The following is a 15,372-nucleotide window of genomic DNA, read 5'->3' on the forward strand; positions in this document are numbered from 1 at the left end:
CAAGCTTTGATTAGATGCTATGTTAAGCATCAGATTTAAACGTCACGATAGCTTATGAAACATAAGTCGCCGTGACGTTTTGCTATCTGCCATTTATTATGATTATTCATAAAGGTCTATTTATGAGCCAAACTACTACAATGATTCCTGCTCAGAGTTCTCAGTCAGCCAACCCGCATCATTTAGCCGATAAGACCTTAATCATATTTGATTGGGACGGTACGCTAATGGATTCGATTGGCTTGATTGTTGAAGCTATGCATATAGCAGGTGAGGCACATGGCTTCAAGACAACTGATAAGGCCGTCAAAGATATTATTGGGTTAAGTTTAATGAAGGGCATTGAGCTTTTATATCCGTATTCAAGCGATAAGCAAAAACTGTTAATTCAACAAAGTTACGCAGATTATTATATTGCTAACAGCCAGCGTACACCGTTCTTTGCGCCGATAGAAAATATGCTACAAACCTTGCAGCGGCAAAATCGTCAGCTTGCAGTTGCGACAGGTAAAAAACGTAAGGGTCTAGATCGTGTTTTGGACGCTTCAGATAGCCATCATTATTTTGTTATGACGCGCTGTGCGGATGAAGCAGGCTCCAAACCTGACCCACAAATGCTGACGGATATTTTGCAATATACCGAACAGCAAATCTCTGACGCCGTATTTATCGGTGATAGCATTTATGATATTCAAATGGCAAACAGTCTGGGCATGACCAGTATTGCAGTTAATTATGGTACCGCCAGCAGCGACGAGCTTGCCGCACAGCAGCCCACGTATCAGGTGAACACGCCCCAAGCGTTGGCACAATTATTATGTGCTTAAATATAAATCGGTGTAAATGGTAATCTGCTTAAATGATAAAAATGATAACAAAAAAAGGGTTTATCGATAATAACGATAAACCCTTTTTCATTGAAGGATATGAGATTTATTTGCTGTCTTGTTGAGAGCTGTCTTTTTGAAGCGCATCCTGTTCGATTGCGTCTTCTAGCTCATCACCTTCTAGCAACGCAAAAGAGGACTCAATAATTTTGTCTGCATCCAGCTGATACTCATACCAGTTACCCATAACGCCTGCTAATTCATCCAGACCTTCTTTTCTTAAGGCTGAAAATAGCTGAATACTACAGTTCAGACCCAGTTCTTTCAGTCTTTTACGAGTATTAAGCAACGCATTTTTAGAGGCACCATACTTTAGCTTATCTGCTTTCGTTAACAAGATATGAACGGGCAGCTCACCATCTTTTGCCCAACGTAGCATTTGCTCATCAAAGAACTTCAATGGATGACGGATATCGCTCATCAGAACCAGACCTGCAAGGCTTGAGCGCGATACCAAATATTCTTCTAGCTCAACCTGCCATTCTTTTTTCATCTCAAGCGGTACAGCGGCATAGCCATAACCTGGCAAATCTACCAATCGTCTATCAGCATCACCAACATTAAAAAAGTTAATCATCTGCGTACGACCAGGCGTTTTAGATGAGCGTGCCAATTGGCGCTGGTTGGTAAGCGCATTAATGGCAGAAGACTTACCAGCGTTTGAGCGACCAGCAAATGCCACCTCTAAGCCTATATCTGCAGGACACAGACGAAAGGTTGGTGCTGACATCATAAATTCAGTTTGCTGAATACGCTGACGGGCTTTGGTATTAAAAGCCGCATGCTTGGCGGCGACATCGTTGAACGGGGTACTCATAAATGACTCATTACGGTTAAAATTTAGATACTTAAATTTAGATAAAATAGTAAAAGATTTTGCAATTGCTCGGTTAATAGCACAGCATCTTTGGCTACTAATAACCAACTATCAATCTTTCATAAAATAAGGGCATTAAATTACTGACTATTCTATACTATTAATGCGCTTAGTTATTGAAATAACGGTTATTAGCCGCATATTAATTACATCTCTACTGTAATTAATATGCGGCTAATAACTCATTTTTCGATTCCTTATCCAAGCGTATTAACAAAGTTAAACTATATTCATATATATTAATTTGACATATATTGTTACAATCTCTAGCAGAATAGGTTTATTCACAGATGTTAAGGCACAGAAGCAATGAAGCAAACGTCTGGACGGATGAGCCAATGGAGGTGTCTTATGTTATCGATGACCATGATTTTTGCCAAAGGCAATCGCTTTTTAGCCAGCAGTGTTAGCGCGCTTATCATTAGTGCAGCTATGATAACTGGTGCAGGGGCGGCTAGTACTGCAACGACTTATAATGAGTCCTGCGCTGCGTGCCACGACAGCGGTGCCTTGAATGCGATTAAAAAAGGCGATAGTGCCAAGTGGCAGCAGCTAATAAAACAAAAAGGCATGCCTGCACTTATTAGTTCGGTCAAAAATGGTATGATTCAGATGCCAGCTGGTGGGTTGTGCGAAGATTGTAGCAATGATGACTATCGTAAGCTGATTGAGTATATGAGCAAATAAATATCTATTAAATCATTATTAGCTATTTGCTAAGAGATATAAATAAGGCGCAAGGGTCTAGAACCTTTTGCGCTTTTTGCTCTTTATAAACCAAAGATTGAGTGAGTGAGGGGGAAAACTATCCAATGCTACGATTAAGTAGGCAAATAGTAAAAAGTCTTGCTATAATAATCCAAAATAAACCCTGATATTAGTAAGTACTTTCGTGCTGCTTGTGATAAAGACGATAGAATATACGGCTTAGCGACTAAATAATGGCTTTGTGAATATAATACGTCTACATAATGCAATCACTCTAAACAATGCTTACATCGAGTTAGTAGGATTTGTATCAATGAAAAAGTTAATCGCTGCCGCCAGCTTATGTGTTGCAAGTTTCAGCGTACAAGCTGCTATCACTGTTCCTGAATATGATCTTAATGCCGGCAAACAAATTGCAGAAACTGTCTGTGCTGCTTGTCATGGTGTTGATGGTGTGAGCCCTGTGCCTGCCCAGCCAAATCTTGGTGGTCAAAACGTTAAGTATTTATATAAGCAATTGGTCAATTTTAAAGCAGGCTACCGCAAAAACGGTATCATGCAGTCGCAAGTGGCCAATTTGTCGCAGCAAGATTTAGCCAACGTTGCAGGTTATTACTCAAGCCAGAAACCTTGGGGTGTGGCGTTCGGTAATCCTGCAACTACGCAAGAAGCCAGCAAGTTGTTTTTAGGTGGTGATAAGTCACGCGGTGTCATCGGTTGTGCGGGCTGTCATGGTCCAGACGCAGCGGGTAACGTATGGGCAGCATTTCCACGTTTAGGTGGACAGCATGCTGAATATATTGCCACCCAGTTAAAGCTTTTCCGTGCCGCTGGTCGTGTAGATGATATCGATAGCGACGAGCAAAAGCGTGTCAATGATGCTGCAAAAGAAGGCGAGATGGGCATGATGCAGACCGTTGCTTCTAAACTGTCAGATCGTGATATCCGTATCTTGTCAGATTATGTGAGTGCTATTCACTAATATCAGATAAAGTCGGTGTTCTTCATTGCTATTCTTAAGAAAAGTGCCTTCTACATTGGTTTTAACTGAGTTATTAAACCCCGATTTCGGGGTTTTTTTATAACTGTCAGTCCTTATATAATGGCATATTAGTAGTACTTTACTTTATAAAAATAAATTGCCTATATATCAATTTGACGATTAAAAGCTTAAAAGCTTAAAAGCTATTTATGCTTAACTAATATTACTCAATGTTACTCACCTTGAATCGCTTGGATATAAATTATGATGATTCGCTATGCTTCTTATTTTATTGCAGCGCTGCTACCATTATTGCTTTTTCGCTGGTTTGCACCGGCGTCAATAGGAGAGATTGATTTTTGGCTGTTGTGGCTATTGGCCATGGTGCTGGTCTCGCTACCGGTCATTTATGCTGAGATAGCATTGGCTTATCGTAGTGCTGAAGCACCTTTGGCGGGTATGCAAAAGCTCACTCGAGAGGCAGATGCCAGCGCCTTGTGGCGTGGCTTTGGTTGGCTTGCTGCCCTCGTAGCCATAATCATTGCAGCGCTTGTGATATCAGGTGCTAGCACTGGTATATTGACTGCACTTACAGACTTAAATAGCACACCTGAAGTGCCAAGCTTTGCGGTTGCCGCAGGCTTGATGGTCATTGCCGCATTGTTAAGCTTGTTGGGTGTGACACCCTTACCAATTGGTTTGGGATTAATGCTTATTGGATTGATATTTGGGGTAGCAAACGGTTTGCCAAATATTACCTTTGCGATGACCAATATTAGCTTGGGAGAATGGGCACGAGCAGTTGCACTAGCACTTGTCAGTGTTGGCGCAGGTACAGGCTTATATTGGTTTGGTCAAAACCGTATCACTAAGCAAGCGGTAACAGCGGTGGGCGTAGACAATCACTATGCTCAAAATCCCTCTCGTGCTCAGGCGTCAAGCGAATATCGAGCAACTAAGCTGGTGCTACCGATTTGGATATTACAGTTATTGGTAGGGATGGTGGCTTTATTTATCAGTGGTATGACGCTACCACCAATCGGACAGCTACTGTATTGGGCAGGGGTGATTTTTGTCGCCAGTTACTTGCTACATTATAGTACGCAGCAGCTCGCACATAAGTTTGGACTGCTGGCCAGTTTGGTCATAACGGCTGTCATAGCGATAGTGTTGGTCGTTGTCATACCGACTATTTGGCTGTTAGGTATACTGGTTATCGTCAGTACGATAGCCGTATTGTTATTGTCAGTTTTTGCAGGATGGCAAATGAAAATCAGTCATTTGCGCAAGTCTTTAAACTTTGGCAATGAAGCTTTTTATAATTTATGGCGTGTGGCGATACGTTTGATTGTGCCCGTAGCACTCTTATTAGCCTTGATAGGTTGGGTGATGCAGTGGTTAAGCTAACAGCTGATGAGGTTCAAGTTAATAAACTGAATAGTGCTCAACAAGACAACGTTCAGCAAGGCACTGTTCCACAAGCTATTATGATAACGGTATACTTAGCCTATGCTGAAGATGCACAGAGTCAGCATTATCTAACCTTGTCAGTAGCTGATGGCACAACCTTATATGCAGCATTGAAGCAAGCGGGTTGGTTGATACAGTTTGAAGGGCTAGCAAAATGGTGCGATGAGGTGATTGATGTGGCAGTGCCGACAGCCAAACGTTGGCATGTTGGCATCTATGCGCAAAAACAGCCACTTAACTATCAATTGCAGCCTTTTGATCGGATAGAGGTATATAGAAGCTTAAGCGCTGATCCTATGTCTCAGCGCAAAAGTAAATCTCGAGTCTGAGGATTAAAGCTCGCTATCGAAGCGATTATTTAGGTAGAGACTCTAAACCCTGAATGCGAGTCACTATGCCATTATTATCAAAGTATACTTTTAGATGCTGACTGGCGTTTTTAACGTCAGCGATACCTCTACGTTGACCTTCAGTCCCTGCTTGATAGTCATAAATATAGTCCCAACGGTTCGGCTCTAGGGTATCTCTAATGGCTGGACTACCAAGAAGATATAGTACCTGATTTTGATTCATACCCACTTGTAATTTTTGTGCTTGGGTTTGAGTAATAGGCGTCCCTTGTGGCAAATCAATCTTATAAACACTCAGTAACGAGCAGCCAGACATGGTAACAGCGGCGCCCAATATGCTGGTAATGACAATCTTGCGTAATGCGCTTGAAGAATGAAACGGACGTAAATTTAGGGTCTTTATCATGGTAAGATGACTCATAAAAAATGGGTTAGGTACGGCTAAGCACAGTAGATGCTGGTCTTACCGACAATCTTGGATAAATGATACGTCATTTACTTGCAATTGCCTACCACTTACGACATTATTTACCAAATGTGCGCTTGCATCATTTATTATTAATATTTTAAATTCATATACTTATAATCATATTTTTTAGAAAAAATGTACTGGAAATACATTTGATAGTGACTGATTTTGTATGAGGATGATTTTTTGCAATTACCCATTCATCACTACTGATGATTATTTACCTTATGTTTTTTGAACTTATTTGCTAAGACTTTCATAGTCAGAAGGGATATTATGGCTTCTTTTACCAATCAAGACTTACGTAGAGCGGGTCTAAAAGTAACGTTACCGCGTATCAAAATTCTAGAGCTGCTTGAGAGTGCAAAGCTGCATCATATGAGCGCAGAGGAGGTTTACAAGGCGCTAATTGAGCAAGGCGAGGATGTAGGTTTAGCGACCGTTTATCGCGTGCTGACTCAGTTTGAGCAGGCAGGTATTGTCGAGCGTCACAACTTTGAAAACAATTTATCCGTGTTTGAGATTACTCAAGAAGAGCATCACGACCATCTGGTTTGTGATAATTGCGGTAAGATTGTCGAATTTCATAATGAAGTGATTGAAGAAGAACAGCTTAAAGTAGCAGCAGAGCATGGCTTTAAGTTATCAGGTCACTCATTGGTACTATATGGTATCTGTGATGACCAAGCCTGTAAGGACAGCGTCAAGTAAGCATCAACTTATCGATGAGATAAAATTAAAAAAGCCCTTATATATGATGAGGGCTTTTTTATAACGGTTTCTTAGGCATAAAAAATAATAACTATGGTTAAAAATACATTATTAAGTAATGTCTAACGATAAACTATCCGCGCCTTCATCTAAGTTTGCCACGCCATTTTTGCTGCTGAGTTTGATTTTTAAGCGCAGATCATTAGGCGAGTCTGCATGAAGAATCGCTTCTTTATAAGTAATCTCACCGTTTTCATATAGATCAAACAGTGCTTGGTCAAATGTCTGCATACCGCTATCACGTGAGCGTGTCATGACATCTTTTATTTCGTGCACCTCACCTTTGCGGATATAGTCGCTGATCAGCTGTGAGTTTAGCAAGATTTCGATAGCAGCCCGGCGTCCCTTGCCGTCAGGCGTTGGAATCAACTGCTGGGCGATAATGGCTTGTAAGTTAAGCGATAAATCCATAAACAATTGATTATGGCGACTGGTCTCAAAAAAGTGAATAATGCGGTCGATTGCTTGGTTGGCATTATTGGCGTGCAACGTTGCAAATACCAAATGCCCCGTTTCAGCATATTGAATCGCGTAACTCATGACTTCACGATTGCGAATCTCACCAATCAAAATCACATCTGGCGCTTGGCGCAAGGTGTTTTTTAGACCGGCTTCAAAAGAGTGGGTATCGATACCGACTTCGCGCTGGGTAATAATACAGCCACGATGCTTATGGACAAACTCGATAGGATCTTCTATGGTAATAATATGACCGTGAGAGTTTTGATTGCGATGTCCTATCATTGCTGCAAGGGTGGTTGATTTACCCGTACCAGTTGCACCAACCAGCAAAATAATACCGCGCTTCTTCATTGCCAGCTCTTTTAATGCTGGTGGCAGGCGCAGCTCTTCAACCGTTGGGATTTTGTTTTCGATTTTCCGTAAAATCATCCCTGCCATATCACGTTGTATAAAGGCACTGACCCTAAAACGTGCTTGTTGCGCCTGATCAGTAATCGCAAACTGGCACTCGTTGGTCTCATCAAACTCTTTTTGCTGATTGACTGTCATGACACCTTTAACCAGCCTCATAGTCTGCTCAGCAGTTAAAGGCGTTTTACCAACCGGCAGTATTTTGCCATTGATTTTCATGGAAGGGGCGACATCAGCAGTGATAAAAAGGTCAGAGCCGTTTTTGTTAATCATCAATTGTAAAAGTTTATCAATGTCCATAACGTACCTATATGTGCGAGAAAATGTGCAATGAATAGAGTGAAACCTGCTTCAATAAACTTTTTTGCGAAAAATGACAGTTAACTTAAAGGATGATTGCTTAGATAGCTGCAATGATTAGTCTATTACTTTAGTCAGAATGCCTGATAATATTTATATTATAAGAATGCTTCAGGCTGTTTAGCGTAAGGTCGTGCAACGTCTTTACTAATTGTGCCTCTCGCTACAAGATTTTTAAGAGTTTGATCAAGAGTAATCATGCCATCACCAGCACCAGTTTGGATAGAAGAGTACATTTGAGCGATTTTATTTTCTCGTATTAAGTTACGAATAGCGGGCGTACCTAACATAATCTCATGGGCGGCAATTCGCCCGCCTGTTTGACGACGTAACAATGTTTGCGAGATAACGGCTTGTAGTGACTCTGATAGCATCGCTCGAATCATGTCTTTTTCAGCAGCAGGGAAGACGTCAATAACACGGTCAATGGTTTTGGCAGCGGAACTGGTGTGCAAAGTGCCGAAAACTAAGTGACCGGTTTCAGCGGCAGTGAGCGCTAAGCGTATGGTCTCAAGATCTCGTAGCTCACCAACCAGAATAACGTCCGGATCTTCACGTAACGCTGAGCGCAATGCTGGCTCGAACCCCAAGGTATCGCGATGGACTTCACGCTGGTTAATCAAACTCTTTTTGGACTCATGAACAAATTCAATCGGGTCTTCGATAGTCAAAATATGCTCTTTACGGGTTTCATTGATATAATCAATCATGGCAGCTAGCGTGGTCGACTTACCTGAGCCGGTTGGACCAGTGACCAACACCACGCCACGTTTAAAGTCTGAAACACGCTTAAACACTTCGCCCATACCTAGATCTTCCATCGTTAGAACTTTGGAAGGAATTGTACGAAAGACGGCGCCTGCACCGCGATTTTGATTAAATGCGTTTACCCGAAAACGGGCTAGATTTGGAATCTCAAAAGAAAAATCCGTTTCAAAAAACTCTTCAAAGTCGGCACGTTGTCTATCATTCATGATGTCATAAATGAGCTGATGAACTACCTTATGGCTCATATCTGGCATATTAATCCGAGTCATCTCACCATCAACTCGAATCATCGCAGGCATACCGGCTGAAATATGTAAATCTGAAGCCTTATGCTTGACAGTAAAACGCAGCAAGTCTTCAATGCTTAAATTTTGTTCAGCCATAATCGGATATTCCTATTAATAAATAAAGTGTGCCAAAATCAACATAGAAAGCAGGCGATAAACAAGGTTCTATGACATTGTTTGAGCCAACCTCATTAAAATAGGTTAGGCGTCACTATAATTGTTACTATTACTAGAGCTTTTAGTAGCATATGTTAAACCATGTAACAATATCATAACAAGACTGTACTGATTTAACCATCTACTAACTGCATAAAATGCAAAAATAGATTGACTGGTTTTTCGCATGCATAGTGGTAAAGGATCGATACAATCAGCTCTCTTTGATTTCGAACTCACTATATCAACAAGAGTTTTTATGAATATGTCTTCTCAGCAAGTAATTAAAAATGTCGCAATCGATCTTAGCAATAATGATGAAGCAGAAGTTCAACATCTAACTGAGAACTGGCAGCAGGTAAAGACGCAAGTGGTACAGGCATGCGAACAAACGTTGCGAGCGCCGAGCAGTGTAACTTTGCTTGCGGTGTCCAAAACCAAATCTGCTGAGATGGTGGCAACATTGGCGCGTCAAGGTCAGCATGATTTTGGTGAAAATTATCTACAAGAAGCGATTGAAAAAATACAGTTGCTACGTGAGCAGGTAGGATGTAAGCATATTGTCTGGCACTATATTGGAAGCATTCAGCGTAATAAAACCCGTGATATTGCTGAGCATTTTGATTGGGTACAAACGCTTGAGCGTGACATTATTGCCAAGCGTCTTAACGACCAACGTCCTGCTGAACTGCCACCTTTAAACGTCTTGATCCAAATTAATATTGATAATGAAGACAGTAAGTCGGGATGTCTGCCAGAGCAGCTTCCAGAATTGTTAACAGCAATTAAAAATTATGAGCGTTTGCAATTGCGCGGATTGATGATTATTCCTGCTAAGGCAAATACAGATGCTTTTAAGCGCACCAAACAACTATTTGACGACATTAAGCGTACCCATCCTGAGCTGAGTCAATGGGATACGCTGAGTATGGGTATGAGTGATGATATGACTGATGCGATTGCTAGTGGCACGACCATGGTACGTGTTGGCACGGCGATATTTGGTGCGCGTGCTTGATGTAATAGTGAATTCAGTATTAAAACGATACAGTAGGACTGGGATGAATTTTATGCAGCCTCTGTCAGCGTAGTCACAGCACGCTAGAAAAATTTATACCAGTACTGCGTTGGAATATAACGTATCTGTTTTATTTGAAATTGACTATAGTACGCACGCTTGAGGATAAAAATTATCATAAAGCCAACCCTGACAGTACTCATAAATTACATTACGTATTAAATCACATCATCAAACTTTGTCACTAGTAGCTGAGTTATTTTAAGATTGTCAGTGGCGATAATCTCAAAACGATAATTGGCATACTCGACACAGTCTGTCTTTTTAGGAATTTTACGCAGCATATACATCATAAAACCGCTAATGGTTTCGTAATTTTGGCTATGCGGTAAATTGACCATGCCCAATGAGCGAATCACATCTTCAATGGGCGTCATGCCATCAATTAGCCAAGAGTTATCTGTACGCTGGACAATCGGTTGCTCCTCTAAGGTGACCAGCTCGCCCATCACGATGCTCATTACGTCTTTAAGCGTGATCACCCCAACCACTAATGCATACTCATTTACAATGACGGCAAAATCTGCACCCGTTGATTTAAATGTTTCCAATACTTCAAACAAGGATAATGTATCGGGAATAAACAAAGCAGGTTTTAGCAACGCTTTGTCTGTTAAACACACTTCTTGCTGCTCAAGTACTGAGGCTAAAAAGCTGCGCGACTCTACATAACCGATGATATGTTCTAAGTCATCGTCATTACAGACCAAGAATTTATTATGCGGCTGCTTAATCATCACAGCAACCACTTCTTCGGTGCTGGCTTTAGTATCAAAATAGACAATATGCTCGCGCGGATTCATGACTGAGGTTACGGTTCGCTCTTGCATCTCAAAGATATTTTCGATCAAATGATGCTCTTGACGCTTAATAACACCAGCTTCCGCACCTGCATCCATCACCGCATAAATATCCTCTGACGTCATTTCATCTTGGCGTACGGTTGACACGCCTATGAGTTTAAATAGTAAATTTGCCGCCCCATCAAACACCCAAATAATCGGCTTAAAGATAAAAATAAAGAAAATCATCGGTCGAACCATCTTGACCGCGATAGGTTCAGCGTTGGACATGGCCAAACGCTTGGGCATCAAGTCTGCAAACAACACAAACACACTGGTGACTAAGATAAATGACACCACCGACGCGGCAGTCTCATTGCCAAAAAGCTGCTGTAAATATGGACTAATGGCTGACTCGCCAATGACCCCTGCTAAGATAGCCACTGCATTGAGCGCCACTTGTACCACGGTAATAAAGCTGCCGGGTTGCTCTTGCATATTGAGTACATCGAGTGCTCGTACTTCGCCTTCTTTGGCCATGACTTGCAACTTGATTTTGCGGGCGGAGGCAAGCGCCAGCTCCGAACTAGAAACGATAGCGCTTAGCGCAATTAATATAAAAATAAACACACCAGCGGTTAGCAAGCTCATGACATACTCGGATAGAAATAGATAAGGTAGATAGATTTACAGTAATGATTGAAGATAATAATCGGTAGGTTTTGAGGTAAAAGGCATTTAGTTATTAGCATTTAGTTATTAGCATTTAGTTAGGCACAAAAACTAAAAAAGCTGGGCAAGCACCCAGCTAATTATAAAACAATTTTATGATATTAGATAAAAACTTAAATTTATCAAGCCTTTAAAAAATGGCTCTAAAAGGTTTTTGATAAATTCAGTATCAAGGCTTAGCCTTTTATTGACCATTTATTGACGAGCGGGTAACGGCGCTCACGACCAAAGGCTTTATGGCTAATCTTAGTACCAATTGGTGCCTGCGAGCGCTTGTATTCACTATTGTCGACCATTTGGATAACCTTGGCGACCAAATCAGCATCAAACCCTTTATTAATAATATCTTGATAGCCCATATCTTCATCGATATATGACATTAAGATACCGTCTAAAACATCATAATCAGGCAAGCTGTCTTGGTCTTTTTGATCGGGACGTAGCTCAGCAGATGGTGGACGAGTAATGACGCGCTCAGGAATAACAGGCGTATCTTCTAAACGGTTACGATAGCTGGCCAATTTATAAACTTGTGACTTATACACGTCTTTTAAAACGTCAAAACCGCCTGCCATATCGCCATATAAGGTCGAATAGCCAACAGCTAGCTCTGATTTATTACCAGTCGTGATGACCAAATGCCCAAATTTATTAGACAATGCCATAAGTACCACACCGCGTGCACGTGCTTGGATGTTCTCTTCGGTGGTATCAGCAGGTGACTTGTTAAATAGTGGCGCAAGCGTATGACGGATACCTTCGACTGCATCAAAGATAGGACAAACGGTATAAGAGACATTGAGACGGCGTGCTTGGGCTTGCGCGTCCTCTAAACTGATTTGCGAGGTATATTCGTAAGGCATCATGACTGCATAGACCTTGTCAGCACCCAGTGCGTCGACCGCGATACATAGTGTCAATGCTGAATCAATACCGCCTGATAAACCAACGATGATGCCAGTAAACCCTGAAAGATTGACATAATCACGCAACCCTACGACCAATGCTTGGTACATCTCTGATTCACGGCTTAATGATAAAGGTGCCTTTGCTTGTGTATCAAATTTTGCTGTTTTTGCATCAAAGCTTGCCAGTAGTAACTGATTCATAAAGCGTGAGGCTTCATGTGCGACGCTGCCGTCTGCTTGAATGGCCATAGAGCCACCGTCAAATACCAAATCATCTTGACCGCCAACGGCATTAAGATAAACGATAGGTAAGTTGTTTTCACGGCTACGCTTGGCCAGCATTGTTTTGCGAGTATCTTGTTTTTCGATCTCAAATGGTGAAGCGTTTAAGCTCACAATAAGGTCAGCGCCTTGCTTTTTGAGCTCGGCAATAGGACCTTTTTCCCATAAATCTTCACAGATCAGCAGACCAATGGTGATACCTTTATAATCAAATAAGACTTGATTACGTCCTTTATCAAAGTAACGGCGCTCATCAAATACGCCATAGTTTGGCAAAATTTGCTTATGATAAAAGCCCTTTTGATGACCATTATGCAAGATAGCGGCTGAGTTAAAGGTGCCATGATGATCAACATGCGGATAGCCAACAATCATGACGATATCATCGATGTCGCTTAGGGTAGACAACGCGCTTTTGATACGTCCTGAAAGACTAGGACGTAGCAACAAATCTTGCGGCGGATAGCCCAATAAGGCCAGCTCTGGGAAAATAATGACATCAGCACCTTGCTCGCGTGCTTGCAGTGCTAGGGTGCGCATTTTTTCAGCATTGGCTTTGATATCGCCAACTAAAAAGTGAGATTGGGCTAGGGCAAACGTAACGCTATCTTGCGATTTTGAAGCTTGGTTGCCCTTATTGGAAGCGGTAAGGTTGGGGTTATCAGTATCTTTTGCAGTGTCTTTTGACATTGTTATTGTTCCTATCAATAGGTTATTTAAATCTGTTATATATTTCTTGGTTTCAAATAAAACCAAATGAAAATATGTTTCCGAAAACGACTCAAAATATGTATTTAAAATCATTCACTCAAAATAAGATGCTTAAATAGTGCATCAATATCATGAGCATCAAACATATATAGGCATGAATGTCATGCAAATGTGCCCTCTCAATTTATGCAGAACTGCTCTAAAAATAATGCTAAATACCATCTAGAGTAAGATCACAGACGAGAGGTGTTTTATAGACGCTAAGGGCTTACCTCAATGAAAGTAATAAAGCCAAACCAACAGAGCGTCATTTAAAAGCGTAAATCAATCCCTTTAGTATAACATCAATTGATGTTACTAATAGAACCAGCCAGTGATTTAGCCCTTTAGATGGCAGATATAAAAGTGCTTAAAAAGCGCATATTGATGATGTTTTTGTTAAGATAATTATGTTCCATAGGTTTTAGCAATCAACATCAATGACGATACAGCCACTAACAAATTTGCTCCCAAGAAAGTTGTAAGTAAAGGTTACAACATAGCGTTATTTATTTGGATAATCTTGTTGCATAATAGTTTTTTGCTGTTAGCCTAATTAACCTTATAAAAGCAGATATTTTATCCAAATCTGTACTGCTCAAAATCTTCGCTAATGGATGAAAATTACAAACATAATCTGTGATTTAAACAACCCATTTATAAATTTTATAGTAGAACCGTATTAGGTTTCTGCTGGTCACCCTTGGTTTGCACGCTATGATTGAAAACTGGACAAAAGAATTTATTATTCAGCGTTTGCTGGCAATCACCTTATTGGTCGTGCTGTTTGTGCTGTGTTTTCAAGTGGTGCAGTTTTTTATTGTACCGGCACTGTGGGCAGCGATTTTGGCGTATGTGACTTTTCCTATTTATAACTTTTTTCATCAAAGAGTCAGATTTAGCTCAAATTTTAGTGCAGCGATTATGACCGTCAGTATTACTTTGATGATAGGCGTGCCCTTGGTAGCCGGTATTTTTATCTTACAGCAAGAAGCGTTAAGCCTGATCAGTAATTTGGTCTATCGTATTAAAGTGGGTTATCTGGACGTGCCTGATTCTGTCAAAGATTTGCCGATAATAGGACAGCAGGTCAAAGATGTGCTTTGGCGCATCAATAAAAACCCTGAAGGGACGCTAGAGGCGTTTCGTCTTTGGGTACAGTCACATCTGTACTACGGAAAAATTGCCTTTGACGTCGTGTTCAGCAGTCTTGCCAAACTTGGTATGGCGCTTATGACGTTGTTCTTCTTTTATCGCGATGGCACCAGTTTGGTTCGCCAAATTCGACAAGCGCTGCGTAATATTATCGGTAATCGTATCGACGGTTATATTGACTCTGTCGGTACTACCACGCGTGCGGTGGTTTACGGTATCGGTCTGACAGCATTAGCACAGGCATTGCTTGCTGGTATCGGCTATTATTTTGCCAGTGCACCGAGTCCTATTTTAATGACGATTGTAACGTTTATCATTGCTCTCATTCCATTTGGTACGCCATTTGTTTGGGGCGGTGTCTCACTTTGGTTATTGAGCCAAGGGCATACGGTTGAAGGTATCGGCTTAGCACTGTGGGGTATTTTAGTGATTAGCTGGGTTGATAACCTTATACGTCCGATTGTTATTAGCGGTGCGACCAAAATTCCTTTTATTATTATCTTTATTGGGGTGTTGGGCGGTCTGACGGCTTTTGGTTTTGTGGGTTTATTTATTGGTCCTGTGGTACTAGCAATCGGACTTGCGGTATGGCGTGAATGGATATCACAGCATAAAAATGATCTGTTTGCCCAACAAGAAGAGCTGGATCAAGGTAAAAGTTTGATTAAAGTGGATCAGCCGAGCCAAGACACACTTTTATAAGCGCTTTTATAGTAAAGAATCATCT

At 41.2% G+C, this 15,372-nt stretch carries 14 protein-coding genes; 8 read left to right on the top strand and 6 right to left on the bottom strand.

All coding sequences use genetic code 11. The annotated features are described in order from the left end of the window. The first annotated feature begins 122 nt into the window (after positions 1-122). A complete protein-coding gene (locus PCRYO_RS01485) occupies positions 123-827 on the top strand; it encodes an HAD-IA family hydrolase (protein WP_011512656.1) in 705 nt (234 codons plus the stop codon). 106 nt (positions 828-933) lie between these two features. Here PCRYO_RS01485 and yihA read toward each other — a convergent pair whose 3' ends face one another. Beyond that, positions 934-1,704, bottom strand: a complete 771-nt coding sequence (yihA, locus tag PCRYO_RS01490; protein WP_011512657.1) for a ribosome biogenesis GTP-binding protein YihA/YsxC — start codon at positions 1,702-1,704, stop codon at positions 934-936. 411 nt (positions 1,705-2,115) lie between these two features. Between yihA and PCRYO_RS01495 the strand changes: the two genes are divergently transcribed. The 4 genes from PCRYO_RS01495 (at position 2,116) to PCRYO_RS01510 (ending at position 5,253) form a co-directional block, all read left to right on the top strand. Then, complete coding sequence (locus tag PCRYO_RS01495) at positions 2,116-2,451, top strand: c-type cytochrome (protein WP_011512658.1); 336 nt, start codon at positions 2,116-2,118, stop codon at positions 2,449-2,451. A gap of 334 nt (positions 2,452-2,785) precedes the next feature. Continuing rightward, positions 2,786-3,454 (top strand): c-type cytochrome, encoded by a 669-nt coding sequence (locus tag PCRYO_RS01500; protein ID WP_011512659.1) that lies wholly within the window; start codon positions 2,786-2,788, stop codon positions 3,452-3,454. Between the two features lie 264 nt (positions 3,455-3,718). After that, positions 3,719-4,861: a hypothetical protein gene (locus tag PCRYO_RS01505; RefSeq protein ID WP_011512660.1), complete on the top strand. Its 1,143-nt coding sequence runs from the start codon at positions 3,719-3,721 to the stop codon at positions 4,859-4,861. Continuing rightward, complete coding sequence (locus PCRYO_RS01510; protein WP_011512661.1) at positions 4,849-5,253, top strand: RnfH family protein; 405 nt, start codon at positions 4,849-4,851, stop codon at positions 5,251-5,253. The genes PCRYO_RS01505 and PCRYO_RS01510 overlap by 13 nt, the downstream gene beginning before the upstream one ends. A gap of 25 nt (positions 5,254-5,278) precedes the next feature. Here PCRYO_RS01510 and PCRYO_RS01515 read toward each other — a convergent pair whose 3' ends face one another. Next, a complete protein-coding gene (locus tag PCRYO_RS01515; RefSeq protein ID WP_011512662.1) occupies positions 5,279-5,695 on the bottom strand; it encodes an outer membrane protein assembly factor BamE in 417 nt (138 codons plus the stop codon). 324 nt (positions 5,696-6,019) lie between these two features. On the opposite strand from PCRYO_RS01515, the gene fur reads away from it, so the two are divergent. Further along, positions 6,020-6,454 (top strand): ferric iron uptake transcriptional regulator, encoded by a 435-nt coding sequence (fur, locus tag PCRYO_RS01520; RefSeq protein WP_011512663.1) that lies wholly within the window; start codon positions 6,020-6,022, stop codon positions 6,452-6,454. 111 nt (positions 6,455-6,565) lie between these two features. Here the strand turns inward: fur and PCRYO_RS01525 are convergent, their stop codons facing one another. Beyond that, positions 6,566-7,687: a PilT/PilU family type 4a pilus ATPase gene (locus PCRYO_RS01525; protein ID WP_011512664.1), complete on the bottom strand. Its 1,122-nt coding sequence runs from the start codon at positions 7,685-7,687 to the stop codon at positions 6,566-6,568. A 158-nt stretch (positions 7,688-7,845) separates the two neighbouring features. Continuing rightward, positions 7,846-8,898 carry a type IV pilus twitching motility protein PilT gene (locus PCRYO_RS01530; RefSeq protein WP_011512665.1) on the bottom strand — a complete coding sequence of 351 codons (1,053 nt, stop codon included), beginning with the start codon at positions 8,896-8,898 and terminating at the stop codon, positions 7,846-7,848. Positions 8,899-9,217: 319 nt separating this feature from the next. Between PCRYO_RS01530 and PCRYO_RS01535 the strand changes: the two genes are divergently transcribed. Beyond that, positions 9,218-9,976, top strand: coding sequence for a YggS family pyridoxal phosphate-dependent enzyme (locus tag PCRYO_RS01535; RefSeq protein WP_041752932.1), 759 nt, complete (start codon positions 9,218-9,220; stop codon positions 9,974-9,976). A gap of 218 nt (positions 9,977-10,194) precedes the next feature. Here the strand turns inward: PCRYO_RS01535 and PCRYO_RS01540 are convergent, their stop codons facing one another. Further along, complete coding sequence (locus PCRYO_RS01540) at positions 10,195-11,469, bottom strand: hemolysin family protein (RefSeq protein ID WP_011512667.1); 1,275 nt, start codon at positions 11,467-11,469, stop codon at positions 10,195-10,197. A 257-nt stretch (positions 11,470-11,726) separates the two neighbouring features. Beyond that, entirely contained in the window at positions 11,727-13,430 is a 1,704-nt protein-coding gene (locus PCRYO_RS01545) for an NAD+ synthase (RefSeq protein ID WP_011512668.1), read from the bottom strand. 777 nt (positions 13,431-14,207) lie between these two features. On the opposite strand from PCRYO_RS01545, the gene PCRYO_RS01550 reads away from it, so the two are divergent. Beyond that, a complete protein-coding gene (locus PCRYO_RS01550) occupies positions 14,208-15,347 on the top strand; it encodes an AI-2E family transporter (protein ID WP_011512669.1) in 1,140 nt (379 codons plus the stop codon). Positions 15,348-15,372 lie beyond the last annotated feature (25 nt).

It is taken from the genome of Psychrobacter cryohalolentis K5, from assembly GCF_000013905.1.
Lineage (GTDB): Bacteria > Pseudomonadota > Gammaproteobacteria > Pseudomonadales > Moraxellaceae > Psychrobacter > Psychrobacter cryohalolentis.

Bases quoted from the DNA above. Each gene is read 5' to 3' on its own strand.
- PCRYO_RS01535 (WP_041752932.1), top strand. From the start codon at position 9,218: ATGAATATGTCTTCTCAGCAAGTAATTAAAAATGTCGCAATCGATCTT.
- PCRYO_RS01545 (WP_011512668.1), bottom strand. From the start codon at position 13,430: ATGTCAAAAGACACTGCAAAAGATACTGATAACCCCAACCTTACCGCT.
- PCRYO_RS01485 (WP_011512656.1), top strand. From the start codon at position 123: ATGAGCCAAACTACTACAATGATTCCTGCTCAGAGTTCTCAGTCAGCC.
- PCRYO_RS01505 (WP_011512660.1), top strand. From the start codon at position 3,719: ATGATGATTCGCTATGCTTCTTATTTTATTGCAGCGCTGCTACCATTA.
- PCRYO_RS01495 (WP_011512658.1), top strand. From the start codon at position 2,116: ATGTTATCGATGACCATGATTTTTGCCAAAGGCAATCGCTTTTTAGCC.
- PCRYO_RS01515 (WP_011512662.1), bottom strand. From the start codon at position 5,695: ATGAGTCATCTTACCATGATAAAGACCCTAAATTTACGTCCGTTTCAT.
- PCRYO_RS01540 (WP_011512667.1), bottom strand. From the start codon at position 11,469: ATGAGCTTGCTAACCGCTGGTGTGTTTATTTTTATATTAATTGCGCTA.
- PCRYO_RS01550 (WP_011512669.1), top strand. From the start codon at position 14,208: ATGATTGAAAACTGGACAAAAGAATTTATTATTCAGCGTTTGCTGGCA.
- PCRYO_RS01525 (WP_011512664.1), bottom strand. From the start codon at position 7,687: ATGGACATTGATAAACTTTTACAATTGATGATTAACAAAAACGGCTCT.
- yihA (WP_011512657.1), bottom strand. From the start codon at position 1,704: ATGAGTACCCCGTTCAACGATGTCGCCGCCAAGCATGCGGCTTTTAAT.
- PCRYO_RS01530 (WP_011512665.1), bottom strand. From the start codon at position 8,898: ATGGCTGAACAAAATTTAAGCATTGAAGACTTGCTGCGTTTTACTGTC.
- PCRYO_RS01500 (WP_011512659.1), top strand. From the start codon at position 2,786: ATGAAAAAGTTAATCGCTGCCGCCAGCTTATGTGTTGCAAGTTTCAGC.
- fur (WP_011512663.1), top strand. From the start codon at position 6,020: ATGGCTTCTTTTACCAATCAAGACTTACGTAGAGCGGGTCTAAAAGTA.